Below are 25,436 nucleotides of genomic sequence, written 5' to 3'. Positions count from 1 at the left end.
AGCGGGCCGGCCTGGCAGCCGGCCCGCTCGTGGTGGAATCAGTTCGCCGAGGTCACCTGGTCGGGCAGGGCGAACACGGTGAGCTGGCCGCCCAGCGCCGTGTAGTCGCTCAGCGCCGCATAGCCGCCGACGGCACCCAGGCCGGCAGTGGGCTCGGTCAGGCCGGCTGCCAGGCCGATGCCTGCCCAGCCGCCGACGCCGGAGAGGATGGCGATGTACTGCTTGCCGCCATGCTCATAGGTGGTGACGTTGCCGATGATCCCGGACGGGGTCTTGAACTTGTACAGCTCCTTGCCGGTCTTGGCGTCGATCGCCTTCAGGTAGCCTTCCAGCGTGCCGTAGAAGACCACGCCGCCCTTGGTCGCGAGCGCGCCGGACCAGACCGAGAACTGCTCGGGCAGGGACCAGACGATCTCACCCTTCACCGCGTCCCAGGCGATGAAGTTGCCCATGCGGGTCTCGCCCTTGGGCGGGTACATGGACAGCGTGGCGCCGACATAGGGCTGGCCCGCGGTGTAGCTCACCCGGTAGGGCTCGTAGTCCATGCAGACATGGTTGGTCGGCACGTAGAACAGGCCGGTGTCAGGCGAATAGGCGGCCGGCTGCTGGTCCTTGGAGCCCAGTGCCGCCGGGCAGATGCCGGTGACGTTGGTGTCCTCGCCCGCCTGGTGGGTGGAGTATCTGGGGTCGACCTTCGGCCGGCCATAGGTCGGCGAGTTCTTGTCCATGTCGACTTCGGTCGCCCAGTTGACCACCGGGTCGTACTTCTCGGCGACCAGGAGCTCGCCGGTCTCGCGGTCCAGCGTGTAGCCGAAGCCGTTGCGGTCCATGTGGACCAGCGCCTTGCGCGTGGTGCCGTCGAAGTCGAGATCGGCCAGGATCATCTCGTTGACGCCGTCATAGTCCCACTCGTCGTGGGGCGTCATCTGGTAGAGCCACTTGGCCTGACCCGTGTCGGCGTCACGGGCGAAGATCGTCATCGAGTACTTGTTGTCGCCCGGCCGCTGCGAGGGGTTCCAGGTCGAGGGATTGCCGGTGCCGTAATAGATCAGGTTCAGGTCGGGGTCATAGGAGAACCAGCCCCAGGTGGTGCCGCCACCGATCTTCCACTGGTCGCCTTCCCAGCTGTTCAGGCTGGAATCCTTGCCGATCGGCTTGCCGAGCTCGGTGGTCTTCTCCGGGTCGACCAGCATCTCCTCGTCGGGACCGACCGAGTAGGCGCGCCAGGCGATCTTGCCGTCGGACAGGTTGTAGGCGGTCATGTGGCCGCGCACGCCGAACTCGGCACCCGAGATGCCGATCAGCACCTTGTCGTTCACCACGAACGGCGCGGCGGTGGCGGTCTCGCCCTTGCTGGGATCGCCGTTCTTGGCGGTCCACTTCACCTCGCCGGTCTTGGCGTCGAGCGCCACCACCGTGGTGTCGGCCTGGTTCAGGATGATCATGCCGTTGCCATAGGCCACGCCACGATTGACCGTGTCGCAGCACATGACCGGGATCACCGACGGGTCCTGGCGGGGCTCGTAGCGCCACAGGATCCGGCCGTCATTGTTCAGGTCGAGCGCGTAGACATTGTTCGGGAACGGCGTGTGGACATACATGATGCCGTCGATGATGAGCGGCCCGCCCTCGTGCCCACGCAGCACGCCCGTGGAAAAGGTCCAGGCCACCTGCAGCCGGTCGACGTTCTCCGCCGTGATCTGATCGAGGGCGGAATAGCGGGTGTTGGCGAAGTCGCCGGTCGGCATGACCCAGTTCTTGGGGTTCTCCGCCATCTTGGCGAGTTCTTCGTTGGCACTGGCGGCAAACGTAATGAGTGACGCAACGCCCGCGAGTGCTGCGATCGTGAAACGACGCATGGTTAGGCCTTCCCTGTAAGTTCTTTTGATAAGGCAACAACTACCGTGATCGGCGCGCCGGGCCCGGCCGCTGCATCGAGACCTTGCCTCGGGCTGTGCCCCGTTTCCTTCCTCCCTCCTTCTTATATTGGCTTTTCTTGGATCTGCTGGATGACCTGCATGGGGAATCAAGCCCCCGGGCAAGTCACTCCAGGCGCCTCTTCGAGGCTAGCCAAGCCACTTAGCTGACGCAATCACTTTGGGCTGGACCGGGTTGGAGGGCGAAGTTCAAGCGTTTGCTGCGCTTGCGCCGGAGTTGCGGCGTGGGACCTCCCAGTGCCATTGGCAACCACTTCCAGCATCGATCGGGTGGTCGACTTGTCGCACCCCCCGGACCCGTCATGCCGCCCTGCGGGCAACTACCCGGCAACGATCAACGACACGATCACTGGAAATAGACGAGCGGACTGAACTTATGCCGGGATCCGTTGCTTTGGCCCGCCGGATCACCGGAGTAAGCCGGATGTCGCAGCCACGGCCGTCTTCCTGCCGGCATGGCCAGGAGTGGCCGCCATGGAAGTATTATTCCAGATGGTCGGCTGTAATGCAGTAATGGATCCGGTCACGCTTCCGGCGGAGGGCCGGTCCGCATGCAGATGGTGCCGGGCGGCTGGCCCCGTGGCGGCAAGTTTCTTGTTGCAAAACGCCATGGCGGCTAGATTAGCGCGGATTGATCATTGATAGTTCCTTTGGACCGGTGACGATCCGGTTCATCCGGCCACTGCACAGCGAGAAGCCGGGAGATCGTGACGATCGGGAGAGGCAGCGGGGGAGTGGTGCCGTCGGCGACGGCGGCCGCCACGATGACGGAAGGTGGCTAGCACGCGCGGAGGACAGGCGTGGCGCTGCCTGCTGGCCGGCCTCCTGGTCATGGCGGCACAGGCGAACCCAACGGCGGGCAGTGCCCAGGAAACCAGGATCCGGGTGCAGGACGGGCAGAGCCTGCGCGACATCGCCCAGGCGGAGCTGGGTGATCCCGACCTCTGGACCGAGATCCTGCGCGCCAACGAGCTGCGCTCGCCCGCCGACGTGCAGCCGGGCATGGAGCTGGTGATCCCGGCCGGTGCCATCGCCGCGGCCGACCGGGCGCTGGACCAGGCGTTGGCGGCGATCCAGCGGGCCACGGCCGAAGGTGCCCGCCTGTTCGCGCCGGACGAGATCGAGCAGGGGATCGCCAGCTACGATGCGGGCGTCGCCCGGCGCAAGGCGGGCGACTGGGCCGGTGCCGCCGAGGCTGCCGGCGAGGCGCGGCAGGCCGCGGCGGCGGCCATGCAACTGGTGGCGGCCGGGCGCGACAGCCCGGCCGAGGCGCGGCTGACCGATCGCGAGGGCAGGGTGGAGGGCCGCACGCCGCAGGAGTTGGTCTGGTCGGACCGGGCCGATGATGCGGTGCTGATCGAGGAGGAGAAGGTGCGGACGCTGTCGCGCTCGTCCGCCCAGATCACGTTCCGCGACAACAGCCGGCTGCGCCTGAACGCCAACTCGCAGGCGGTGATCCGGCGGATGCGCACCGACCCGCTCAGCCGCACCGAGGAGGCCAGCGTCAGCCTAGTCGAGGGCGACTTCTATGCGCTGCTGAGCGGCCAGGGCCCGCGCAAGCGCTTCGAATTGCAGGTGCCGGAGGTGGATACCGATGTCCAGTCGCGCAGCTTCTGGGTCCGCCATGACGGCAGCGGGTCCAAGTTCACCAATTACGACGAGGGCGTGCTGCGCGTCGCGGCCAATGGCCGGGAGGTGGCGCTCGGCCGCAACGAGGCGACCCTGGTGCGCGCCGGGCAGCGGCCGAGCGACAAGGTCGGGATCCGCGCCGCGGCCGTCCTCCTGGCGCCCCCGGACAACGGCCAGACCGTCACCGCCGATGTCGGCCTGCGCTGGGCGCCGGTCGAGGAGGCGGCCGGCTACTGGCTGGAGCTGGCGCACGACCCGGGCTTCCAGCGGATGCAACTCAGCCGCTGGGGGCTCAAGGACACGGGCTTCGCCACCGGTGAGCTGCCGGTCGGCACCTATTACTGGCGGGTCGCCGCGCTGGACAGGTTCGGCCTGCCGGGCGAGCGCGGTGCCACTTGGCGCTTCCATGTCCGGGTCGACCAGGCCCCGCCTTTCCTCGTGATCACCGAGCCGCCGGAACATGCGACCCTCACCCGCTCGCCGATGCCGGTGCGCGGGCAGACCGAGCCGGGTGCCCGGCTCCTGGTGGATGGCCTATCGGTGGCGGTAGCCGGCGACGGCAGCTTCGCCACCGAGGTGGCACTGACGCCAAGCAACGGCCAGATCCGCCTTCAGGCGACCGATCCGGCCGGTAACGTCACCGAGCGCCAGCGTACCTATCGCTTCGTGCCGGACGAGGCGGACGTGCTGCGCTTCGACGCTGGCCTGCCGCAGCTCTCGCCCCGGCACTTCGTCACCCGCCAGGACCCGGTCTCCCTCACCGGCAGCACCCTGCCCGGTGCGCGGCTGCTGCTGCGGGCGGCAGGCCAGCCCCTGCGCGAGGCCACCTATGCCGACAAGGACGGCCGCTTCACCCTGAACGTGCCGGTGACCGCCGGCACGGCCGAATACGGCATCGAGGTGGTGCAGCGCTCGGGCCGCACCAGCCGGGAAGCCATCACCGTCAGCCTCGACCGCGACCCGCCGTCGATCGGGCTCGACCTGCCGCCGCCCGCCATCACCGCGGTGGAATGGCTGCCTTTGCGTGGCCGGGCAGAAGGGGCGGTCACGCTGAGCCTGAACGGCCAGCCGGTCCAGCTCATCGACGGCACGTTCGACCAGACCGTGACGCTGGTGCCCGGGATCAACCGGCTCCGACTGGAGGCCACCGATCTCGTGGGCAATGTCCGGGTGGCGAATGTCGAGGTCCGGCTCGATCAGCAGGCACCGGAGCTGGTCGGCTACCGGGTGAGCCCGCCGCGGGCGAGACCCGGCCAGCCGCTGCGGGTGGAGGTCCAGGCAAAGGACGCCTCGGGGCTGCGCCAGCTGGCCCCGGCGCGGCTGCGCGTGGCGGGCGTCGAGTATGACCAGTTCCTGGAGCTGGGCGCCGTACCCGGCACCTATGCCGCCACCGTGCTGCTGCCGCCGGACGCGGCCGGCCCGGCCGAGCTGAGGGAAGTCGAGATCGAGGATTACGCCGGCAACAAGGCGCGGTTTTCGCTGGGCCGCTGAGGCCGTTGGGGAGGGGACATGAAGCAAGCTGCCCGGTGGCCGAAGCTGCGGCCCTGGCCTTTGGCCCTGTGCCTGGTCCCCTTCTGTTTCCCGGGCGGCCTCGCCGGCCCGGCTGCGGCGGCGGAACCGCTCTCGGTGGTCTATGGCCCCGGGGCGCGCACCGCCGAGGGCGATCAGGACTACCGGGAAGTGATCCACCTGAGTGTTCCGGACAGCGTCACCGGGCCTCTGTTCCTGCGGGTCCATGACGCCGATGCCGGCGGGGCCCACGACACCCGCTACGGGTCCGGCTGGGACACGCAGGTCCGCTACCGGATCTATGGCGGCAAGGGTGCCGCCGGGCCGGCCGCTTCACCCGGCGACGAAGCGGGCGCTGCCGGCACGCTGCTGGGCGAGGCGATCCTCGGGGAGGATGTCGCGGCGGACGGTGCCTGGCGCACGCTCGCGCGCTTTGCGGCCGATGCCGGGGACCATGTCGATGGCCGCTACGTGTTCCGCCTGGAGGTGACCGGCCTCGCCGGCGACGACGGCAACGGCTTTCTGGCCACGCTCAGCCTGCGCGACCGGCGCGACGTGCCGCCCGAAGGGCTGCTTGCCGAAGACCAGGCACCCACCGTGCGCATTCCCGACCAGCAGCGCGCGACGGAACTGGTGTTCGCCGTCCCGGATGATGCGGAGCGGCTCACGATCGGCAATTTCGATGCGGCAGCAGGCCGGATCGCGTTCACCAGCACCTACCGCACGGTCGAGCTGACGCCGTCCGGGCAGGACGAATGGCAATCGGACACGGTCGAGCTGCTCACGGAGGAGCGGGGTGGTCTCGCGGCCCTGGTCCTGTCCGGCGGCCAGGAGATGCCCAACGACCTGACCCTGTCGGTGCAGGACGAGGACGGCCGGGTGCTGCCGCTGCGCCTGCCCGTCAGGGCCGCACTGCCCAACGGGCGGCCCCTGCCGGCCGTGGACCATGCGCCGCTGGCCGACTGCTCGGCCATCGCCTTCGATGCCGGGCGCTCCAGCGATCCGGATGGAGGCAGGCTGGACTTCGCCTGGGCGTTCGGCGACGGCACGGAAGCTGAGGGCGAGGCCGTTGTCCACCGCTATCCCGGCCCCGGCATCTATCGGGGCGTGCTGCGCGTGCGGGACGGCTCGGACCAGGTCGGCAATGGTGCGGCCCTGCCGTTCGAGGTGACCGTCAAGCGCCCGCCCACCGCGGACGCGGGCGCCGACATGGTGGTGGCCCCCGGCACCGAGGTGCGCTTCGACGGCCAGGCCTCCGAGCCGGGCGACCGTCCGATCGCGAGCTATGGCTGGGACTTCCAGGATGGCACTCAGGCCGACGGGCCCACGCCGTCGCACGTCTTCGAGCGCTCCGGCACCCATGTCGTGACCCTGACCGTCAGTGACGACCAGCCGGGTGCCTGCGACAGCTCGACGGACCAGATGGTGGTCCAGGTCAACGCGCCGCCGGTGGCGGTGCCGGGCCCGGGCCGGCACGTCGCGGCGGGCGAGCCGGTCCGGCTGGACGGCAGCCGCTCGTTCGACGTAGACGGCGAGGTGCAGGACTGGACCTGGGACCTGGGCGACGGCACCCAGGCCAGCGGGCCGGTGGTCGAGCACGAATATGCCGAGCCCGGCAGCTACACGGTGATGCTGGCGGTGACGGATGCCGCCGGGCTCGCCAACAGCCGGACCAGTGCCACGACGCAGGTCCTGGTCAACGACCCGCCGATGGCGGTGGCGGGGGAGAGCCGTTCGGCGGCACTCGGCGAGGTCCTGATCTTCGACGGCAGCGACTCGACCGACCGTGATGGCCGGCTGGTCCGCCATGAGTGGGATTTCGGCGGCGGGGGCAGGGGCCAGGGCCAGGTGGTGCGCTATGCCTATGACCGCCCCGGCACTTATGAGGTGACGCTCACCGTCACCGACGATTCGGCCAGTGCCACCAGCCAGGCCAGCGACCGGCTCATCGTCACGGTCAACGCCCCGCCCGTGGCCGAGGCCGGCCCCGACCAGCGCGTCACCGCGAGCGAGGTCCGCTTCGACGGCAGCGGCTCGGTCGACCCGGACGGTCGGATCGTCCGCTATCTCTGGGCGTTCGGCGACGGTGCCACCGGCGCGGGCCCGGCCCCGGCCCATGTCTACCAAGCGCCCGGCCGCTACCTGGTCCGGCTCACCGTCACCGACGATTCCGGCACGCTGCGCAGCAGTGCCGGCGACACGCTGGAGGTCACGGTCAACCAGGCGCCGATCGCCGATGCCGGCCAGGACCTGCTGGGCGCGCCCGGCCAGGAGCTGCGCTTCTCGGGCGCCGGCTCGATCGACCCGGACGGCGACATCTCCGCCTACCTTTGGGACTTCAAGGACGGCAGTACCGCCTCCGGCGAGGAGGTCACCCACCGCTTCGCCAAGGCCGGCGTCTACGACGTGCAGCTCACCGTCCAGGACGATACCGGCCAGCCGGATGCGGTCGACTTCGACAAGGCGAAGGTCGTGATCAACGCCCGGCCGATCGCCAAGGCCGGCCCGGACGTGCTGGCGGCACCGGGGGATCCGGTCGTGCTGGACGGCGGCAACTCGTTCGACCCGGACGGACGGATCGAGGGATATCGCTGGGCGTTCAGCGATGCCCCGGAGCCGGCGGTCGAGCCGAAAGTGACCCGCAGCTATGGCGAGCCCGGCGTCTATGGCGCCCGGCTGACCGTCACGGACGGCAGCGGTGCCGCCAACGGTAGCGACCAGGACGAGCTCGTCATCCGGATCAACCACCAGCCGGTCGCCCATGCCGGCCAGGACCAGTTCGCCTCGGACAACACGGTCCGGTTCGATGCCTCGCTCTCCGCCGACGCGGATGGCGACGCCCTGGTCTATCTCTGGGACTTCGGCGACGGCTCGCCGCCGATGGGCGGCGCCCAGGTCGCTCATACCTATGCGGAAGGCGGCGTCTATCCGGTGCTGCTCACCGTCGACGACGGCACCGGCCTCAGCAACGCCAGGGCGGTGGCGGGGATCACCGTCACCATCGACCGCCCGCCCGTGGCCGATGCGGGGGGCAACCGCGAGGCCTGTGCGGGCGACATCATGGTGTTCGATGCCAGCCGCTCCCAGGATCCGGAAGGCGGGGTGCTCCGCTACCGGTGGGATTTCGGCGACGGGAGCGGCGCCGACATCGTCAACCCGACCAAGACCTACCTGACCGGTGCTACCTATCCGGTGACGCTCACCGTCTCCGACGATTCCGGCTTTGCCGCCAACCATCACACCGACCGCGTGCTGGTCCGGGTCACCGAATCGCCGATCGCGGATGCCGGGCCCGACCAGCTCGCCTGCGCCGGGTCGGAAGTGATGTTCGACGGCTCGCGGTCACGCGACGCGGACGGGGTGGTCAACCGCTTCACCTGGGATTTCGGCGATGGCAGCACGGGCGGCGGCGAGCGGCCGGTCCATGTGTTCGGCAAGCCCGGCGAGTACCGGGTCATGCTGACCATCGACGGCGATGATCTTGGCCAGTGCGCCAGCACCAACACCGACGAGATGAAGGTGCGGGTGGTGGATGCGCCGGCGGCACGGATCGCGGCACCCGACCAGATGGGTGCGGGTGCGGCGGTGCGCTTCGACGCCAGTGCCTCCACCACCGCAGTCGGCCGCATCACCGGCTGGCAATGGGCGTTCGGCGACGGGGAGACCGCCACCGGCCCGGTGGTCGAGCATCGCTACGCCAAAGCCGGCAGCTACGTGGCCCGGCTGACGCTCGAGACCGAGGGCGGGATCCAGGCGTGCAGCACCATCACCGCCAGCCACCCCATCACCGTCAACGCGCCGCCGGTGGCCGATGCCGGCCCGGATCGGACCGCCGCGGTCGCCGAGGAGATCCTGTTCGATGCCGGCGGCTCTCACGACCCGGACGGCGGGATCGTCGCCTATCAATGGGACTTCGGCGACGGCACCACGGCCAGCGGGATCAACGCGCGGCACAGCTTCCGCAAGGGTGGCCGCCACCTCGTCACCCTGACCGTGACCGACGACCTTGGCCTGCCGAACAGCCAGGCCACCGACACGGCCGAGGTGGTGGTCAACCACGCGCCGGAGCCGGTGATCGCGGCACCCGCCGCCGCCTGCCCCGGCGAGCCGCTGAGCTTCGGTGGCGGCGGCTCGAAGGACGGCGACGGCCAGCTCGGCCAGTTCGCCTGGAGCTTCGGCGACGGTGCGACGGCTGCCGGCAGCGATGTCACCCACCGTTTCGCCGCCCCTGGCCTCTACGAGGTGACGCTGGCCGTGGACGACGGCAGCGGCATGAAGAACGCGCAGGCCCAGGCGGTGCTGCCGTTCCGGGTCAACCGCCAGCCGCGCGCGATAGCCGGGCCAGACCGGCTGGTCTGCCCGGACGAGGACGTCCGGTTCGACGGCAGGGGCTCGGTCGACTGGGACGGACAGCTGGTGCGCCACCACTGGGACTTCGGCGACGGGTCCACCGCCGAGGGGGCGGAAGTCAGCCACCGCTTCGCCGAGCCCGGCCTCTACGATGTGCGCCTGACCGTGACCGATGATTCCGGCTCGCGCTGTGCTGCCGCCACGAGCGTCGCCCGGGTCCGGGTCAACGCCACGCCGGTGCTTGCGATCACGGGGGAGCGCAGCGGGTTCGTCGGCGGCGCCCATGACCGGCTGCTGCTGGATGCTTCCGGCTCCAGCCACCCGGACGGCACGCCCTTGACCTTCCGCTGGGAGCTGGGCGACGGCAGCGTGCTGGCCGGCGACAAGGTCCGGCACCGGTTCGCCGAGCCCGGGGTCTATCCGGTGCGCCTGACCGCCAGCGATGGCACCGGACTCGCCTGCGGCCAGGCGACGGAGCAGGTCGAGGTTCGTGTCCAGGCCCGCCCCTGACCGGCCGGAGAACCGCCGATGCCGCGGCTGACCCTGCGCTGGAAGCTCCTCCTGTTCGCGGTGGCGATCGCGGTCCTGCCGATCCTGGTGGCGGCGCAGACCATGATCCGGATCGGCCAGGACGAGCTGAAGAGCTCGGCCAACGAGCAGCTCCTGGGCGTGGCGACCGAGCTCACCCGCGAGATCAACGACATGTTCGAGCGGAGCTGGCTCGGGCCCTTGCTGCTGATCCGCAACGCGCTGGACGACGAGCGGCTGGGGGTCGAGGAGAAGATCTCGCTTTTGACCCTTGGCCTGTCCGCGATCCCCGACATCGCCGCCTTGCAGATCACCCTGGCCGAGGCCGACCTGCCGCTCCTGGTGACCAAGGACGACATCACCCAGCGCCTGACCAATGCCGGGCTGGAGCCTTTGGCCGTGCTGCGCGTGGCCCCGGCCGCCATTCAGGCCGCTGCCGAGGCCGGCGACATCGTGGCGCCGGAGGTGACCCATGTCGCCGAGACCGACGACTGGCTGGCCACCATCGTGCTGCCGCTGAACAACCCCTTGGCCGGCCAGGGGGCGATCCTGTCGGCCCGGGTCGACCTTCGGCGCCTGAGCGAGATCATCGCCGGCAACCCGTTCGCCCGAACCGGCACCATCACCCTGGTCGACGACCAGGGCCGTCAGGTCCTCCATGCCGACCGTGCCGACCTGCACCGCTACCCGATCGTGGCGGAGGCACTCAGCCTGCTGTCCTCGACCTCGCGCTCCCTGGGCGTTGAGCCCTATGCGCGCCCGGACGGCCAGGTGATGCTCGGCGCCTATGCCTTCCCCCGGCCGTTCCGCTGGACGGTGCTGGTGGAGCGGCCGGAACGGGACGCCTATCTGGCGGTCGCCAAGATGACCAGCAGCCTGCTCTGGTGGGGCATGGTGGGCCTGGCAGTCGCGGTGCTGGGGGCGGTGGTACTGTCCTTCCTGATCAGCCGACCGATCCTGGAGATCGACCGGGTGGCCACCGAGGTCGGCCGCGGTAACCTGTCGGTGCGCGTGGTCCGGGGCGTTCATCTCAAGGACGAGATCGGCGACCTCGCCCGGCGCATGAACGAGATGATCGTGGGCCTGGCCGAGCGGCTGAAGCTGGAGCGGTTCGTGTCGGGCGGCACGATGGCGGCGATCCGCCTGTCCCGCGACGGTGCGATCGAGCTGGGCGGCACCCGCCGGCGCGCGACCATGCTGTTCTGCGACATCCGCGGCTACACCGCCTTTGCCGAGCAGCACGAGGCGGCCCTCGTGGTCGAGGTGCTGAACTTCTACTTCCAGCACCTGGCGGGCCTGGTCCAGGAGTACCAGGGCGATATCGACAAGTTCGTGGGCGACGAGATCCTGGCGGTGTTCACCGGCGAGGAGGCCGAGCACCGGGCGGTGGCGTGTGCCCTGGCGATGCAGGCGAAGATGGCGCAGCTGAGCGCCAACCGGCCGGAATGGAACCTGTCGATCGGCATCGGGATCAACTCAGGGGAGGTGATCATGGGTGCGATGGGCAGCGCTGCCCGCATGGACTACACCGTGCTGGGCGACGCCGTGAACCTCGCGGCCAGGCTGTGCGGCGTGGCCGGCCGCGGCCAGACCCTGGTCAGCAACGCCACGTTCGAGGCATTGGGCGAATCCTTAGGCGCGGAACTGACCGCCCGGCCGCTCACCCTGGAGCTCAAGGGCAAGCGCGCGCCGACCCTGGCCTATGACGTCGCGCAACGGGCCACGACCGCCCTGGAGGCCGGGGGCGGTACCGCTTCCGGCTAGGCCGGCACAGTTTCTGGTAGATCGCCACCGCATGGAGGACCGCCCGCATCTGCGCAGTGTGCAGGCGGCGGAATTCGGCGCCATGGACGGTCTCGTCGGGTGCTTCGGTGATCACCGTCAGCGGCGCCTCGTAATGGCGGCCCTCGGTCAGGAAGCAGGGGATGCCGGCGATCACCCGGAACGGCTGGGCCTGGGAATGCTGGCGCAAGGTGGCGAGCTGCCGGGCATTGGCCAGGGCCAGCGCCGGGTCCGCTCCCAGCCGCCGGGCGAGCGTCGCCATCAGCCGGGATGCCATCCGGCCCCAGCCCGGATGGTGGGTGACGATCAAAAAGAAGCCCCTGGGGATCGTCCACTGCTCGAAGCCCGCCGGCAGGTAGCCGGACAAGGGCCGGGTCCATTCGTGCGCGGGATAGCCGTGCAGGTTGAGGTGCAGCCGGGCGCCCGAGCGCCGCAGGGCGGTGAGCCGGGCCAGCCGCTCGTCGTCACGGCTGGCCGAGAGGTCGGCACCGGTCGCGGTGTAGCGGGCGGCATGGTGCATGTGGCGCGGGTTCTGGGCGATCAGCCGCTGGTGCAGCGCATAGCCGTCCACGTTCTCGACCGGGATTAGGGCGAAATGCGCCCGTTTCCGCCGCATCAGCACCGCAGCGGCGCGCAGCGCGCCGATCACGCCGCTGGTCTCGTTGCCGTGCTGGGCGGCGCTGATCAGGACCGGCTCGACACTGCCCGGCTTATGGAGCCAGGGGACCGGACGGCCCTGGACCGAGCGCGCCTGGAACACCCGCCCACCCATTGCCTGGAGTGCCGCCTGCACCTCTGCCAGCGGCAGCGGCCGCTTGCACAGGGCGAGCGGTGCCGGCGGCGGGCCTGCCGCCTCGTCCGGGTCGTCGGGCAGGCCGGCGGTGATCCGCAGGCCGATCGCAGCGGCACCCGAACGGATGTCCGGCACGATCTGCAGCGGCCGGTTTCCGCCGCCCCCTGCCTGGAAGCGCTCACGCAGCGCGAAGAACAGGTCCTCGTGCAGCGCTTCCGCCAGGCTCAGGACTTCGTCGCCCCAACCGAGCGGCTCGTCCTCGGCGGTGATGTCGGCCCGGATCTCCAGCCGCGCTGCCGCCACGCCCGTGGCCGGCACCGCATCCAGTGCCTGCCGGAACAGGGCCGCGTACTCGGTGTCGAGCGGCCCATCGGTACTGCCGGCGATGCGCAGCCAGCCGGAGGTGACGAGCACGGGCCGGCCGAAGCTGCCGGCCTGGACCAGATTCGGCGCGAACACTTGATGCCGCCGGCAGCCGCCATCCTCCTCGTGCAGCTCCACCTCGTAGGTCAGCCCGGTGCCGCCCGGCTCGAACCGCACCGCCACGTCCGGCAGCAGCATGGCGAGCGGGTAGGTTTCCAGGAGGAAGCGGTCCGGGTGGGTGGCCGGGTGGCGAGGGTAGCGGACGACGGCACTGCGCACCCCGGACAGGTCCGCCTCCTCGCGAAAGAAGGCCAGCAGCGGCTTGTAGGCGGTGCGGATGCGGGCGGCGATGCCCAGGCCGGCCAGCCTGGCCTCGGCTTCAGCCCTGGCTGCCCGGTCCTCGAACAGCCAGGCCTCGACCGGGCCCGGCGGCGGATCGGCACTGAGCCTCGCCACGAGCGCGTCCAGCGTGCGCTCGAAGTCCCGCGCGAGCAGGACCGTCCGCCCCGCCGTCAATTGCCGCCGGCGGTCTTGCGGCGGCGCCACTGGTCGAAGATCACCACCAGCACGATCACCAGGCCCTGGACGATCCGCTGCCAGAACGGGCTGACATTGAGCAGGTTCAGGCCGTTGTTGAGCACGCCGATGATGACCGCACCCACCAGCGAGCCGATCACGCCGCCCTCGCCGCCGAACAGATTGGTCCCGCCGATCACCACGGCCGCGATCGAGCGCAGCTCCTCGCCGTCCGCCATCAGCGCATTGGCCGAGTTCAGCCGGCCGACCATGATGAGGCCGGCGATCGCCGCAGTGAGCCCGGAGATCATGTAGGCCATGATCTTGGTGCGGCCGATGTCGATGCCGGCGACCCTGGCTGCCTCCCGGTTGCCGCCGACCGCGAAGATCGCACGGCCGAGCGCCCGGTAGCGCAGGATGTAGAAGCCGGCGAGCGCCACGATCAGCGCGATGATGGCGCTGATCGGGATGCCCAGCACGGACCCGCTGCCGGCCTGGATCAGGGCGGAGGGGAGGGCCGCCCCGCTCGACATCGACTGGAAGGAGGGGACCGGCAGGCCGTCGGTGACGATCAGGGCCACGCCGCGCAGCACGGTCATGGTGCCGAGCGTGGCGATGAAGTCCGGAATCTTGAAACGGGCGATGATCCAGCCGTTGAGCGCCCCGCAGGCGCAGCCGACGCCCAGACCGATCGCGATGGCGAGCGGTGCCGGCAGGATGCCGAAATCGTAGCCGAACAGGGTGATCGGGGTGGTCAGCAGCACCGTGGTCACGCAGGCGGATAGGGCCGCCACCGCGGCCACCGACAGGTCGATGCCGCCGGTCAGGATCACGAAGGTCTGCCCGATCGCCAGGATCGCGGTGAAGGCCGACTGGCGGGTGATGTTGAACATGTTGTCGAGGGTCGCGAAGTGCGGCGTGGCCATCGACAGGAAGAGGCACAGGATCACGAGCGCGATGAACGGCCCGCCGCGCAGCAGAAGATCGCGATAACGGGTGCCGGCACCGCCGGGTGCGGAGGGGAGGGATCGCTGGGAGGCCATCTCGGTTCTTTCAGCTCGCGTGGCGCAGGAGGGCTTCCTGGCTCAGCTCGTGGCGCCCGAGCTCGGCCGAGACCCGGCCGCTGCGCATCACCAGGACGCGGTCGGCCATGCCGATCAGCTCGTTGAGCTCCGACGAGATCATCAGGACGGACATGCCGCGTTGCACGAGATCGCCCATCAGCGTGAACACGTCGGCCTTCGCACCGACATCGATGCCGCGGGTCGGCTCGTCGAACACCAGGATGCCGGCCCCGCTCGACATCCAGCGCGCCAGGATGACCTTCTGCTGGTTGCCGCCGCTGTAGAAGCGGACTGGCGTGGTGGTGGTGGCCGGGCGGATCTTCAGGTCGGCGATGTAGCGCTGGACCTCTTCGCCTTCCCGCCGGTGCTGCAGGGCCGACCAGGGTGAGCGGTTGCTGAGCCAGGGCAGCGACAGGTTGGGGCCCACGGTGAGCATCGGCACCAGGCTTTGGCGCCGGTCGCGGGTGAGCAGGCCCAGGCCCTGCGCGATCGCGTCCGCCGGCGTGCGGATCAGGCGGTCCTGCCCGTTGATCCGGATCTGGCCCTGGCTCTTCTGCAGGCCGAACAAAGCGGCGGCGACCTCCTCCTGCCCGGCACCCATCAGGCCGAAAATGCCCAAAATCTCGCCCTTATGCAGGGTGAAGGACAGGTCCTGGAGCGTCCGGCCGGCACTCAGGCCTGCCACCTCCAGGGCCGGCGCGCCCTTGGCCACGACGGGCTTGGGGAACTGGTCCTCCAGCGAGCGGCCGACCATCATGGCGATGCAGCGGTCCTCGTCGGCCTCCTCGGGCAGGATCGTGCCGACCACGCTGCCGTCGCGCAGCACGGTGACCCGATCAGCGATCATCGGGATCTCGGCCAGGTGGTGCGAGATGTAGATCATGCCCACGCCGCGGTCCTTCAGGCGGCGGATCACGGCGAACAGGCGTTCGCGCTCGGCATCGGACAGGGCCGAGGTCGGCTCGTCCAGGAGCAAAATCTCCGGGTTCCATTCCAGCACCCGGGCGATCTCGACCAGCTGCTGCTCGGCGATCTGCAGCCGGCCGACCTCGGCACCCGGGTCGATCACAACGCCCAGGCGGCCTACCGCCTCGGCGGCCAGCTCGTGCGCCCGCTTCCAGTCGATCTGCCCGAACCGGTTGGTCGGCATGCGGCCGAGGCAGATGTTCTCGGCGACGGAAAGGGCCGGCACCAGGCTGAGTTCCTGGTGGATCAGGCCGATCCCCAGCGCCTTGGCGCTGTCCGGGGTGAGGCCTGCCACCTCGTGGCCGCGCACCACGATCCGGCCGGCGGTAGGCTGGTACTCGCCGGCCAGGATCTTCATGAGCGTCGACTTGCCGGCCCCGTTCTCGCCCAGCAGCATCTGGACCTCGCCGGCGAACAGCTCCAGCGAGACGCCTTTGAGTGCCCGCACACCCACGAAGGTCTTCTCGATCGATTCCAGGCGCAGGAGGACCGGCGCGCCGGCCGTGGGCGCGGCAGACGGGTGGAGGGCGGTCGCGGTCACGGACTGTTCCAGGAGAGCCGGGTTCTGTTCTTCGTCATGGCCTTGAGCAGGAACTGCTTGGTTCGAGAGGCCCCCACCTATCATTCCCCGGCTCGACCGGGGGATCAACCGCCTCACGCCGGCAGCATCAAGCCCGGCCTTCGCGATGACCAACCCGGAACGAGCTAGCGGAGGTTATTGCCCGGCAGTTGATCCCCCGCCTGCGCGGGGGATGACAGGAGGGGGTGCTGGAATGACGTGAGTGGCGCGGCGGATGACGGACGGAGTGCGCCGCTCAGCTGGCCTTCTTGCAGTTCGCGCGGATCGTGTCCCAGTCGATGTCGGGCAGCTGCGGGTCGGGATAGAACTCGCGGGCATTGTCCACGTAGACGGTGCGCGGCCGGATGTCGAACTGGGCCGGGGTCTCTTCCTGGCAGGCGAGCTGCACCGCGAACTTGGTGCCGAACCAGCCCCAGTCGGCAAAGCCGTGGGTGGTCTCGGCGATCAGCCGGTTGTTGGCGATCTGGTCGACCGATTCCGGCGTCACATCGTTGGTGAACACCGCGACCTTGCCGGAGCCCGATTCATGCGGCTCGTTGGCCAGCTGCAGCCGGTTGGCGTTGCCCAGCGCCAGCATGGCCCCTAAGCCCATCTCGTTGGACGCGGCCCAGATGAAGTCCAGGTCCTGCCCAGCACTCTGCATGAAGTCCTCGGTGCAGCGCGTGGCCTTCTCGCGGTTCCAGTCGGCCGCACAGGGATTGCCCACGATCTCCACGTTCGGGAACTGCTTCATGACCTCATGAAAGCCGTTCAGCCGTGCCGTGGAATAGAAGCCGCCGGCGACACCCTCGATGATCACGCCCTTGGCCACCACCTTGGCCCGCTCCTCCTCGGGCAGGTTGGCATAGGTCTTCTGCCAGAACTCCAGGTCGAGATAGTCGCCGGGCTTCACCTCGACCTGCTCGCCGGTGCCGAGCACGCCGGGCCCACCGAAATAGTCGGCCACCGAATAGGCGCTGACCATCCCGCCCTGGGTGTTGTCGAAGCCGATATAGGCGGCGATATCCAGGCCCTCGATCGGCTCCAGCAGGTTCACCACGATCACCGGGATCCCGGCCTCGCCGGCCGCGGCGAGCGCCGAGCGCACCGTCTGCACTTCCGAGGGCGAGACCGCGATCACGTCGACCCGGCGCTGGATGAAGTCCTCGATGATCGCGACCTGGTCGGCGAACGCCAGATGGCTGGTGGGTGCGCGGGTGATGACCTCGACCTCGAAGCCATGCGCCTTGGCGTCCTGCGCCGACTTTTCGAAGAAGTCGGTGGCGGTCTTGAACACGCCGGTGATGTCCGGCGGCGCCCAGCCGATCGTGACGGTGACCGGCTCCTGGGCCTGTGCCGTGCCGAGTGCCGCCATGCCCAGCAGCGACGTCGCCATGCCCATCGCGATGGCCGTCTGCCTGATGATCGCCTTCATTCGCCTGTCGTCCCTGATCTGGCGCAGCCATGTCGTCGCCTGCCGCCGGCTTGGTGCCGTTCGTTCGGTCGTGGCCGCTGCCTGCCCTGCGCCGGGGGAGCCTAGGTGAATCATCCGTCGATGCAACCGGAGACGGCAGAAGGCGGCGCCCCACCCGCGTAACCGATTGCCGCGCCCCCGGCTTGCTCCGGGTCGGAGGCTGCGCAATCTAGCTGCATCAGGATGCGGCCGGCTGCACCGGGCTGCACGCCGGGCCCCGTCGCCCGCAGGGAGGAGATCCGTCATGTCGAACGGCAAGCATTTCGTTCCGCCGGGACCGCTCGGCTTCGGCGGTGCCCCCTTGGGCAACATGTTCGCCGAGATCTCCGATGAGGAAGCCGACGCCACCCTGGTGGCGGCCTGGGACGCCGGCATCCGCCATTTCGACACCGCTCCCCATTATGGCTCGGGCGTGTCCGAGCACCGCTTCGGCCATGCGCTGCGCCGCTATCCGCGCGACCAGTTCGTGCTGTCCACCAAGGTCGGCCGGCTGCTCCGCCCGGATGCGAGCAAGGCCGGCCCGCAGGGCCCGTTCGTCAACTGCATGCCGTTCCGCAGCGATTACGACTATTCGGCCGACGGGGTGCGGCGCTCGCTGGACGACAGCATGCAGCGCCTGGGCATGGCGCAGATCGACATCGTCTATATCCATGACTGTGCCGAGGACCATCACGGCCCGCAATGGAAGGAGGTGTTCCGCACCGCCATGGAAGGGGCCGCGGTGGCGCTTACCCGGCTGCGCGAGGAGGGCGTGATCCGCGCCTGGGGCTTAGGGGTGAACCTGGTCGAGCCCTGCATCCTCGCCCTGGAGCAGGCCGACCCGGACGTGTTCCTCCTGGCCGGCCGCTACAGCCTCTTGAACCAGCCGGCACTGGACGAGTTCTTCCCGCGCTGTGCCGAGCGCGGCGTCCATGTGGTGGTGGGCGGCCCCTATAATTCCGGGCTGATCGCCGGAGGCACCACCTTCGAGTATGCCGAAGCGCCGCCGGACAAGGTCGCCGCGCGCGACCGGCTGCGCGCGATCGCCGAACGCCATGGCGTCGACCTGCGGGCGGCCGCCCTGCAGTTCTGCGCCGCCCATCCGGTGGTGGCCACGGTGATCCCCGGCACCAAGAACGCCGAGCGGGTCCGGCAGAACGCCGAGCTGATGCGGCAGCGCATCCCGGCCTCATTCTGGCAGGAGCTGAAGGCCGAAGGTGTGCTGCCGGACGCGGCACCGGTCCCGGCGGGCTGAGGGGCAGCCCCCGGCCAAAGCCGCGCAGCATCTCGACATCACCGCCTGAAGACGGCCGGGCAGCGCGCCCGGCCGCCCGTGCTCGTGCGCCGTCGCCGCCCGGTTCTACCGTCCTGCCGCCGGTCCCAGGCATCGGCTGCCCGCGCCTCGGCGGGCGCCTGGGGGGCCATGTTCTCAGGCTTTGTTATAGCTAAAGTTATAGTCGTCTATAACTTCAAAGTATTCAGATATATAACCTGACTCAAATCAACTTGACATGAATGTGATGATCCGTACTTATTTGTAATTATCCTGATGCGGCACCATTAGGTGCCTGCTTGCGATGATGTTCGGGCGGCGCTGTCCGCTCGGCCCCATGCATGATCTTCCCTGGGCCAGTGAGTGTCCGCCGGGGGGATGCGCGCGCCTTGCCGCGCCTTTCTCGAGGACGAGGATATGAATCGAAGAACATTGTTCACAGGAGGTGGCGGCGTCATTGCCGGAACGGTCGCCGGTTCGGCCCTGCCCGGAGCGCAGGCGGCGGCCGGCGCGAGCAAGCCCTATGGCATCCCCGACATCGCGGTGGTCGACCAGGACGGCCGGGAATACCGGTTCTACGACGAGCTGATCCGCGACCGGGTGGTGCTGATCAATTTCTTCTTCCAGAGCTGCGGCGATACCTGCCCGCTGGTCACCGAGAACCTGCGCGTCGTGCAGGATGCGCTGGCCGAGCGGATGGATCGCGACATCTTCATGTACTCGATCACGCTGCAGCCGCATTTCGACCGGCCGCACATCCTCAAGGACTATGCGGAGCTCTGGGAGGTCAAGCCGGGCTGGAAGTTCCTGACTGGGGAGCCGGACGAGATCGAACGGCTGCGCCGCGCGCTGGGCTTTGCCAGCCTGGACCCGGAATACGACCTCCAGCTCGACAACCACACCGGGATCCTGCGCTACGGCAATGACCGGCTCGGCCGCTGGGCGGCCACCGCCAGCCTCGGCAGGCCCGCCTGGATCATCAAGGCAGTGACCTCGATCGCGGATGTCGCCTGAGCCGGGCTCGTTCCCGACGGCATTTCCGGCTGCCTTGCCATATTTTCTCAAGGGATATTGCTCGATGCTGACCACCACCGAGCGTGCGGCCCGACGCGCGCGTGAACTGCTCAGGGAGATCCAGGCCGAGAAGTTCAGCCGGCGCGATCTCGCCCGGCTCGGCCTGATCGCCGGGAGCGCCTTCTACTTCCGCGGCGCGTCGCTGCGCCAGGCACTGGCCGCCAGCTCGGCCAGCCCGCGCACCACGCCGTTCACGGAGCGGCTGCCGATCCCGGAGCCGGCGGAAGAGGACAGCAGCTACCCCTACAACGAGGCGGACCACCAGTACTGCTCGAGCCGCTTCCCGATGAAGAAGATGTATCATCTGCGGGTACGCGAGCGAAAGCACCGGTTCACCAAGGATTTGCGCAGCCCGGTCTGGAGCTACGGCGACAATTTCGGCGGCCCGATCATCGATGCCCGCTACGGCGAGCCATTCTGCCTCCATATCGAGAACGACCTGCCGTCCGCCGACAAGCACAAGGGCTTCGGCCACCCGGAGATCGCGCCGCACCTGCACAACTTCCACACCGCGTCCGAGAGCGACGGCGGCCCCTGGAACTGGATCCCGCCCAAGAAGAACCCCTCGGGCAAGCCGAACTTCCGCAACCACCACTACTGCATGGCGCGGGCCGGGTTCACCACCACCAAGGGCATCCCGGCCAAATGGGTCGACCCGGTCAACGGCGGCGACCTGCGCGAAACCCTGACCACCCTGTTCCTGCACGACCACCGGCCCGAGTTCACCGCGTCCAACGTCTACAAGGGGCTGGTCTGCATGGTCCGGATGTTCGACGACGACGATACCGGCGACGAGACCACCGGCTGGCAGTTGCCGAGCGGCGAGTACGACGTGCCGCTGATCCTGGCCGACAAGAAGTTCGACCCGGACAGCGGCGAGCTGGTCTTCAACCAGTTCGCCAATGACGGCTATCTGGGCGACAAGCTGACGGTGAACGGCAAGGTCCAGCCCTTCATGCCGGTCAAGCGCCGCAAGTACCGCTTCCGGATCCTGAACGGCGGGCCGTCGCGCTTCTACCGCCTGGTCCTGCGCAAGGACGGCGCCAACCAGCCCTTCCACCAGATCTCCGAGAGCGGCAACCTCTTGCCGCGGACGCGCAAGAACATCACCAGCCTGGAGCTCTGGGTGGCCGAGCGCGCCGACATCATCATCGACTTCAAGAAGTTCAAGAACGGCGACCGGGTCTATCTCTCCAGCAACCTGGTGATGATGGAGGACGGCCGCGGCATCGACCGGGGCAAGTCCACCCACCCGGATTCGACGAGCAACCAGCTCCTGGAGTTCCGCGTCCAGGGCGTGGTCGAGGACCCGAGCCGGGTGCCCAACGCGTTCCGCCCGCTGCCCTCGGTCAACCTCAACGAGGTGGTCAAGGTCCGCGAGTGGGATTTCGGCCGCAAGAACGGCATGTGGCACATCAACGGCAAGCTCTGGGATCCGGATATCGATCACGCCCCGGAGTTCCTGCTCAACCCGCCCGACAAGGTGCGCCGCAACTCCGCGGAGATCTGGCGCTTCCGCAGCACGTCCGGCGGCTGGGACCACCCCATCCACGTCCATTTCGAGGAAGGGATCATCATCTCCGAGAACGGCCGCCAGATCGCGCCGGAGAACCGCTACCGCACCGACATCTACCGCATGGGCGGCACGCGGCGGATCGACGAGATGGAAGTGTTCATGCGCTTCCGCGACTTTCCTGATCCGGACTACGCCAACAAGAGCAGCGACAATGGCCGCTACGTGATCCACTGCCACAACACGCTGCACGAGGACCACGGCATGATGGCAACCTGGAACATCGTGCCCTAGGGCGGTTCCCGGTCAGGTGAAGCCGCCTGATCGGGAAGAAACCGCTCCATACTCCATGGCCGGGGCATGTTCTTCCAATCCGGATCATTGCGATCCGGACGGAACATGCTCCAGCGCCGAGGGGCCGTTTTTAAGGCCCCATCCGATCATTCCCGGGACGACCCGCCCGGCACTGGCTGCCGGGCGCAAGGATACGCACGCCTCGAGGAGGGCAGATCATGCTTCGCAATCTGTTGCTCGGTGCCGCCGCCATAGCACTTGCGGCCACCTTCACGCCGGCCAGCGCCCAGGTGGCGCTGCCCGATGTCGAGCTCGAAGGGCCGATGACGCAGGTGAGGGTCTATGCATCACCGCGGACCGAGGCCGGCCGCAGGGTTATCGGTGAGATGAAGGTGCTGGGCGTCACGGTGAAGGTGCTGGCCAGCGCCCTGGTGCACACCCCCACCACGAGTTCCACTGATACCGAGACCGCCACGGAGATGCTGCGCGGCTTCACCGCCCAGTCGGACCCGCTGCCGGGCCGCACCCAGGGCGGCTTCATCGGCGGCACCGGGATCGTCATCGGCGAGAGCGTGGGCGGCATCGTCTATGCCAGCGACGTGTTCAGCGACCTGTTCGAGCATGTCGTGGTGGGCGAGGCGACCGGCCGCGTCGATGTGGACGGCAGCGGTGTGAAGAAGATGACCGTCAACGGCATGGCGATCGTCCGCCTGACCGACCCGCGCATGCCGGCCGGCCGGCCGATCAACGGCTTTGGGCTCCGGATCAAGCCCAACAGCATCACCCCCGGCACGCTGGTTTCGGCCGAGGGCTATTTCGTCCGCGACCAGAACACCCTTTATTATCACACGCTGGAAGCCGACAGCGCTGAGCTGGCGAACAGGGAAACCACCCAGGTCAGCATCATGCGCGCCGACTGCCGGGTCCGCGGCGGCGGGCGCGACGAGATCGAGGTGCGCGGCGGCACGGTCAACCCGGCCAACGCCACCGTGCAGATCCGGATCCCGGACCCGACCCCGAACAACCCGAACCGCTTCACTGCGGTCGGCCTCGTCCAGGCGGTGCCGGACAACACGGTGGACCCGCCGCAGGGCCTTTATCGCGCCGACTTCCGCAACCTGACCATCCCGGGCGGTGTCTGCCCGACCCGGGTCCGCGCCGTGATCCTCGCGACCTCGCCGGGCGCGCTCAACCAAGCCTCCGCCACGGCGGACATGGAAGGTCGCTGAGCCGGGAACGGAACTCCGTGTTCTTGCTGCGGTTGGTCGGGCAGGTCCCGACCTGCCGCCGTGAGGAGCACCGATGCCGATCCCTGCCGCTTCCGCTCCCCCGTCTCACGGCGTGGTCGTGGTGACGGGCGCCTCGGCAGGGGTGGGGCGGGCGGTGGCGCACCGCCTGGCCCGGGACGGCTGCCGGATCGGCCTGTTGGCGCGCGATGCGGCGGCCCTGGAGACGGTGCGCGCCGAAATCGAGCATCTGGGTGGCCAGGGCCTGGTCCTGCCGGCGGACGTGGCCGATCCCGATGCGGTGTTCGCTGCGGCCGAGCGGGTCGAGCGGGAGCTGGGGCCCATCGACGTCTGGATCAACGACGCGATGGTCACCGTGTTCTCGCGGTTCTGGGACCTCGCACCCGACGAGTTCCGCCGGGTGACCGAGGTGACCTATCTGGGCTTCGTCCACGGCACGATGGCGGCCCTGCGCCACATGCGGTCGCGCGACCGCGGCACGATCGTGCAGGTGGGCTCCGCCCTGGCCTATCGGGGCATCCCGCTCCAGTCGGCCTATTGCGGCGCCAAGCACGCGATCCGCGGCTTCACCGACAGCCTGCGCACCGAGCTGATCCATGACGGCAGCCGCATCCGGCTCACGACCGTGCATCTGCCGGCGGTGAACACGCCGCAGTTCGACTGGGCGCGCACCCATATGGAATGCCAGCCGCGGCCGGCCGGGCAGGTCTACGAGCCGGAGGTCGCCGCCGAGGCGATCTGCCATGCCGCCTACCATGCGGACCGGGAATACTGGCTGGGCGGCAGCACCGACCTGGCGATCCTGGGCGACATGGCGGCACCCGGCCTGGCCGACCGCTATCTGGCCGCCACCACGGTCGAGGGCCAGTGCCGGCCCGCACCCGCCGGGCCCGACCGACAGGACAACCTGTTCCAGCCCGTATCGGGCCGCCACGCGCTGCGCGGCTCGTTCAGCCAGGAGGCCAAGACCGACGCCCTGCGCCTGACCGGATCGAGTGCCCGCCTGCTGACCGCGGCAGGCGCCCTGGGCTTGGCGGCCATGGTGGGCTTCACCCTGCGCGGCCGGAGCTGACTGCTGGCGTAACTCCTCTCCATGCACTTCTCGGAAGTGCCCGGAAGATCCGGATTCCGCTAGCTGTGCGGTCCCGGCACGAGGTGGTGCGGGTCGATCTTGAAGATGGAGGGCTCAGTCGTCCAAGCATCACAGATCGCCTGGAAGGGTGTCCGCCATCGCAGTACCGCCTTGAGGTGCTTGGCGAAGTTATAGGCGGTGACGCAGGCCAACACGTGGGCCTGGAGTGCCGTGGGGTCTGGGTAGTGGAAGGCTTTGATGGTGGCGTCCCCCGGGTCCTTGCCCGAGGGCAGGCTCTTGACCGTCCGGTTCATTCGCTCGGCCTGGCCATTCGTCCATCGATGGTCAGCAGAACATCGATCCGTCTCCTACAAGGACCGCAGGCAGGAGCCTGCGGAGGGGGTGATAGGGCCTGGTGAGCTTGTGGGTAATTCCGTGCTTGCCGCAGCCGCGGTCGAAGATGTGGCCGCCGAAGAGAGCCTCGATCTCGGGATAGCGGCCACGGTTCTTGGGTAGATCGGCAAAGGCCATGCCCCCGGATCAGGTCCGGGGCAGGCTGTTGTCGGTTAGGACGGTATGGATCCGATAAGGGAAGACCTCGACCACCTCGCTTAGAAAGGCGGCGCCGTCCGCTTTGGTGTTGGCGTCCAAGAAGGCGACGTGGGCGAACTTCGAGACGCGGTCGATGGCCAGGAACATGAAGAGCTTGCCCTGGGCCAAGCGCAGCTCGCAGACGTCGATATGGACGTAGCCGATCCTGGTCTCGGCAAATCGCTTGCGCTGGGAGGTCTTCTCCTCGCCTTGGGGCAAGCGGGAGATACCGTGGCGCACAAGACAGCGGTGCAGGGCGCTGCGCGAGAGCTTGGGGATCGTCTCCCGCAAGTAGCCCAGCACGTCATCGAGCGGCAGAAGGGTCCGCCGCCGGAACTCTACAATGATTGCCTCCTCGGCCTCGGTCAGGACGGAGCTGCGCGGCCGGGATGGTCCCATCTGCTGATCGGCGGTCGTGGTCCGATGGCGCCACTTGGCAATGGTCTTGGGATCCAGCCCGTAGCGCGTGGCGAGACTGCGGGTCGTCTCTTGCGACGCTTGGGGTTCGGCTCGAACTCGCGGCGTCGTTCTGGCTGAACCATGAAGACCTGTTGCCATAGCGCATCCTCCCCCTCACGGGACAGTGCACCACGACACTCCAAGACCAAACACTTAGAGGCAATCGGCTCGGCCGGCGCGGCCGTCGCAACTTCAGCGATGGTCGGATCCACTTGCTCTGGCTGGCCTGGTTCGCCCGGAAGAGGGGAGCGCACCGGCTCAGGCAGGTGCTGCCTGAGCCGGATGATGCCTCATGCCTTGCAGGCACTGGTGGAAGCGACAGAGCCGTACGTGCCGGCATAGTTCTTGGTGAAGCCCCACCACTCCTTCTTGGCGTCCCAGGCGTCCCAGCCGCCGCCCTTCTTGACCGAGCCCCAGATGGCGATGCCGTCGCTCAGCTCATAGATGGTGTTGAGCTGCAGCTC

General features: G+C 68.9%; 13 protein-coding genes and 1 pseudogene. 8 read left to right on the top strand and 6 right to left on the bottom strand.

All coding sequences use genetic code 11. The features are described 5' to 3' along the window. Positions 1-38 precede the first annotated feature (38 nt). Positions 39-1,859 (bottom strand): lanthanide-dependent methanol dehydrogenase XoxF5, encoded by a 1,821-nt coding sequence (xoxF5, locus tag HLA95_RS23585; protein ID WP_191059037.1) that lies wholly within the window; start codon positions 1,857-1,859, stop codon positions 39-41. Positions 1,860-2,711: 852 nt separating this feature from the next. Here xoxF5 and HLA95_RS23580 point away from each other — a divergent pair. The 3 genes from HLA95_RS23580 to HLA95_RS23570 are packed head-to-tail and all read left to right on the top strand — an operon-like array spanning position 2,712 to position 11,717. Beyond that, positions 2,712-5,057, top strand: a complete 2,346-nt coding sequence (locus HLA95_RS23580) for a FecR domain-containing protein (protein ID WP_222184730.1) — start codon at positions 2,712-2,714, stop codon at positions 5,055-5,057. Between the two features lie 18 nt (positions 5,058-5,075). Next, the gene (locus HLA95_RS23575) at positions 5,076-9,935 is read left to right on the top strand and encodes a PKD domain-containing protein (protein ID WP_222184728.1); all 4,860 of its coding nucleotides are present in this window, start codon (positions 5,076-5,078) and stop codon (positions 9,933-9,935) included. 18 nt (positions 9,936-9,953) lie between these two features. Continuing rightward, positions 9,954-11,717, top strand: a complete 1,764-nt coding sequence (locus HLA95_RS23570) for an adenylate/guanylate cyclase domain-containing protein (protein WP_191058556.1) — start codon at positions 9,954-9,956, stop codon at positions 11,715-11,717. Here the strand turns inward: HLA95_RS23570 and HLA95_RS23565 are convergent. The 4 genes from HLA95_RS23565 to HLA95_RS23550 all read right to left on the bottom strand — a co-directional run bounded on the left by HLA95_RS23565 (position 11,626) and on the right by HLA95_RS23550 (position 17,431). Continuing rightward, complete coding sequence (locus tag HLA95_RS23565; protein WP_191058557.1) at positions 11,626-13,407, bottom strand: M14 family metallopeptidase; 1,782 nt, start codon at positions 13,405-13,407, stop codon at positions 11,626-11,628. The genes HLA95_RS23570 and HLA95_RS23565 overlap by 92 nt on opposite strands. Continuing rightward, a complete protein-coding gene (locus HLA95_RS23560; RefSeq protein WP_191058558.1) occupies positions 13,404-14,450 on the bottom strand; it encodes an ABC transporter permease in 1,047 nt (348 codons plus the stop codon). The genes HLA95_RS23565 and HLA95_RS23560 overlap by 4 nt, the downstream gene beginning before the upstream one ends. 10 nt (positions 14,451-14,460) lie before the next feature. Next, positions 14,461-15,978: a sugar ABC transporter ATP-binding protein gene (locus HLA95_RS23555; RefSeq protein WP_222184726.1), complete on the bottom strand. Its 1,518-nt coding sequence runs from the start codon at positions 15,976-15,978 to the stop codon at positions 14,461-14,463. 274 nt (positions 15,979-16,252) lie between these two features. Continuing rightward, the gene (locus tag HLA95_RS23550) at positions 16,253-17,431 is read right to left on the bottom strand and encodes a sugar ABC transporter substrate-binding protein (protein ID WP_191058560.1); all 1,179 of its coding nucleotides are present in this window, start codon (positions 17,429-17,431) and stop codon (positions 16,253-16,255) included. A 283-nt stretch (positions 17,432-17,714) separates the two neighbouring features. On the opposite strand from HLA95_RS23550, the gene HLA95_RS23545 reads away from it, so the two are divergent. From HLA95_RS23545 to HLA95_RS23525, 5 genes are all read left to right on the top strand, one after another. Further along, the gene (locus HLA95_RS23545) at positions 17,715-18,704 is read left to right on the top strand and encodes an aldo/keto reductase (protein WP_191058561.1); all 990 of its coding nucleotides are present in this window, start codon (positions 17,715-17,717) and stop codon (positions 18,702-18,704) included. Between the two features lie 435 nt (positions 18,705-19,139). Further along, positions 19,140-19,736 (top strand): SCO family protein, encoded by a 597-nt coding sequence (locus tag HLA95_RS23540; protein ID WP_191060155.1) that lies wholly within the window; start codon positions 19,140-19,142, stop codon positions 19,734-19,736. Between the two features lie 64 nt (positions 19,737-19,800). Next, on the top strand, positions 19,801-21,603 hold the full coding sequence (locus HLA95_RS23535) for a multicopper oxidase family protein (protein WP_191060156.1): 1,803 nt from the start codon (positions 19,801-19,803) through the stop codon (positions 21,601-21,603). A 218-nt stretch (positions 21,604-21,821) separates the two neighbouring features. Further along, positions 21,822-22,832 (top strand): hypothetical protein, encoded by a 1,011-nt coding sequence (locus HLA95_RS23530; RefSeq protein ID WP_191060157.1) that lies wholly within the window; start codon positions 21,822-21,824, stop codon positions 22,830-22,832. A 73-nt stretch (positions 22,833-22,905) separates the two neighbouring features. After that, positions 22,906-23,922: an SDR family oxidoreductase gene (locus tag HLA95_RS23525; RefSeq protein WP_191060158.1), complete on the top strand. Its 1,017-nt coding sequence runs from the start codon at positions 22,906-22,908 to the stop codon at positions 23,920-23,922. 59 nt (positions 23,923-23,981) lie between these two features. Here the strand turns inward: HLA95_RS23525 and HLA95_RS23520 are convergent. After that, positions 23,982-25,071, bottom strand: a pseudogene (locus tag HLA95_RS23520) (transposase family protein). Between the last annotated feature and the right edge of the window lie 365 nt (positions 25,072-25,436).

Source organism: Geminicoccus harenae, from assembly GCF_019800005.1.
Taxonomy (GTDB): Bacteria; Pseudomonadota; Alphaproteobacteria; order Geminicoccales; family Geminicoccaceae; genus Geminicoccus; species Geminicoccus harenae.
Note: the sequence above shows the minus strand (reverse complement) of the source record. Positions and strands in the feature narration are given on the sequence as shown.

Bases quoted from the DNA above. Each gene is read 5' to 3' on its own strand.
- HLA95_RS23525 (WP_191060158.1), top strand. From the start codon at position 22,906: ATGCCGATCCCTGCCGCTTCCGCTCCCCCGTCTCACGGCGTGGTCGTG.
- HLA95_RS23550 (WP_191058560.1), bottom strand. From the start codon at position 17,431: ATGAAGGCGATCATCAGGCAGACGGCCATCGCGATGGGCATGGCGACG.
- HLA95_RS23560 (WP_191058558.1), bottom strand. From the start codon at position 14,450: ATGGCCTCCCAGCGATCCCTCCCCTCCGCACCCGGCGGTGCCGGCACC.
- HLA95_RS23540 (WP_191060155.1), top strand. From the start codon at position 19,140: ATGAATCGAAGAACATTGTTCACAGGAGGTGGCGGCGTCATTGCCGGA.
- HLA95_RS23570 (WP_191058556.1), top strand. From the start codon at position 9,954: ATGCCGCGGCTGACCCTGCGCTGGAAGCTCCTCCTGTTCGCGGTGGCG.
- xoxF5 (WP_191059037.1), bottom strand. From the start codon at position 1,859: ATGCGTCGTTTCACGATCGCAGCACTCGCGGGCGTTGCGTCACTCATT.
- HLA95_RS23535 (WP_191060156.1), top strand. From the start codon at position 19,801: ATGCTGACCACCACCGAGCGTGCGGCCCGACGCGCGCGTGAACTGCTC.
- HLA95_RS23545 (WP_191058561.1), top strand. From the start codon at position 17,715: ATGTCGAACGGCAAGCATTTCGTTCCGCCGGGACCGCTCGGCTTCGGC.
- HLA95_RS23575 (WP_222184728.1), top strand. From the start codon at position 5,076: ATGAAGCAAGCTGCCCGGTGGCCGAAGCTGCGGCCCTGGCCTTTGGCC.
- HLA95_RS23530 (WP_191060157.1), top strand. From the start codon at position 21,822: ATGCTTCGCAATCTGTTGCTCGGTGCCGCCGCCATAGCACTTGCGGCC.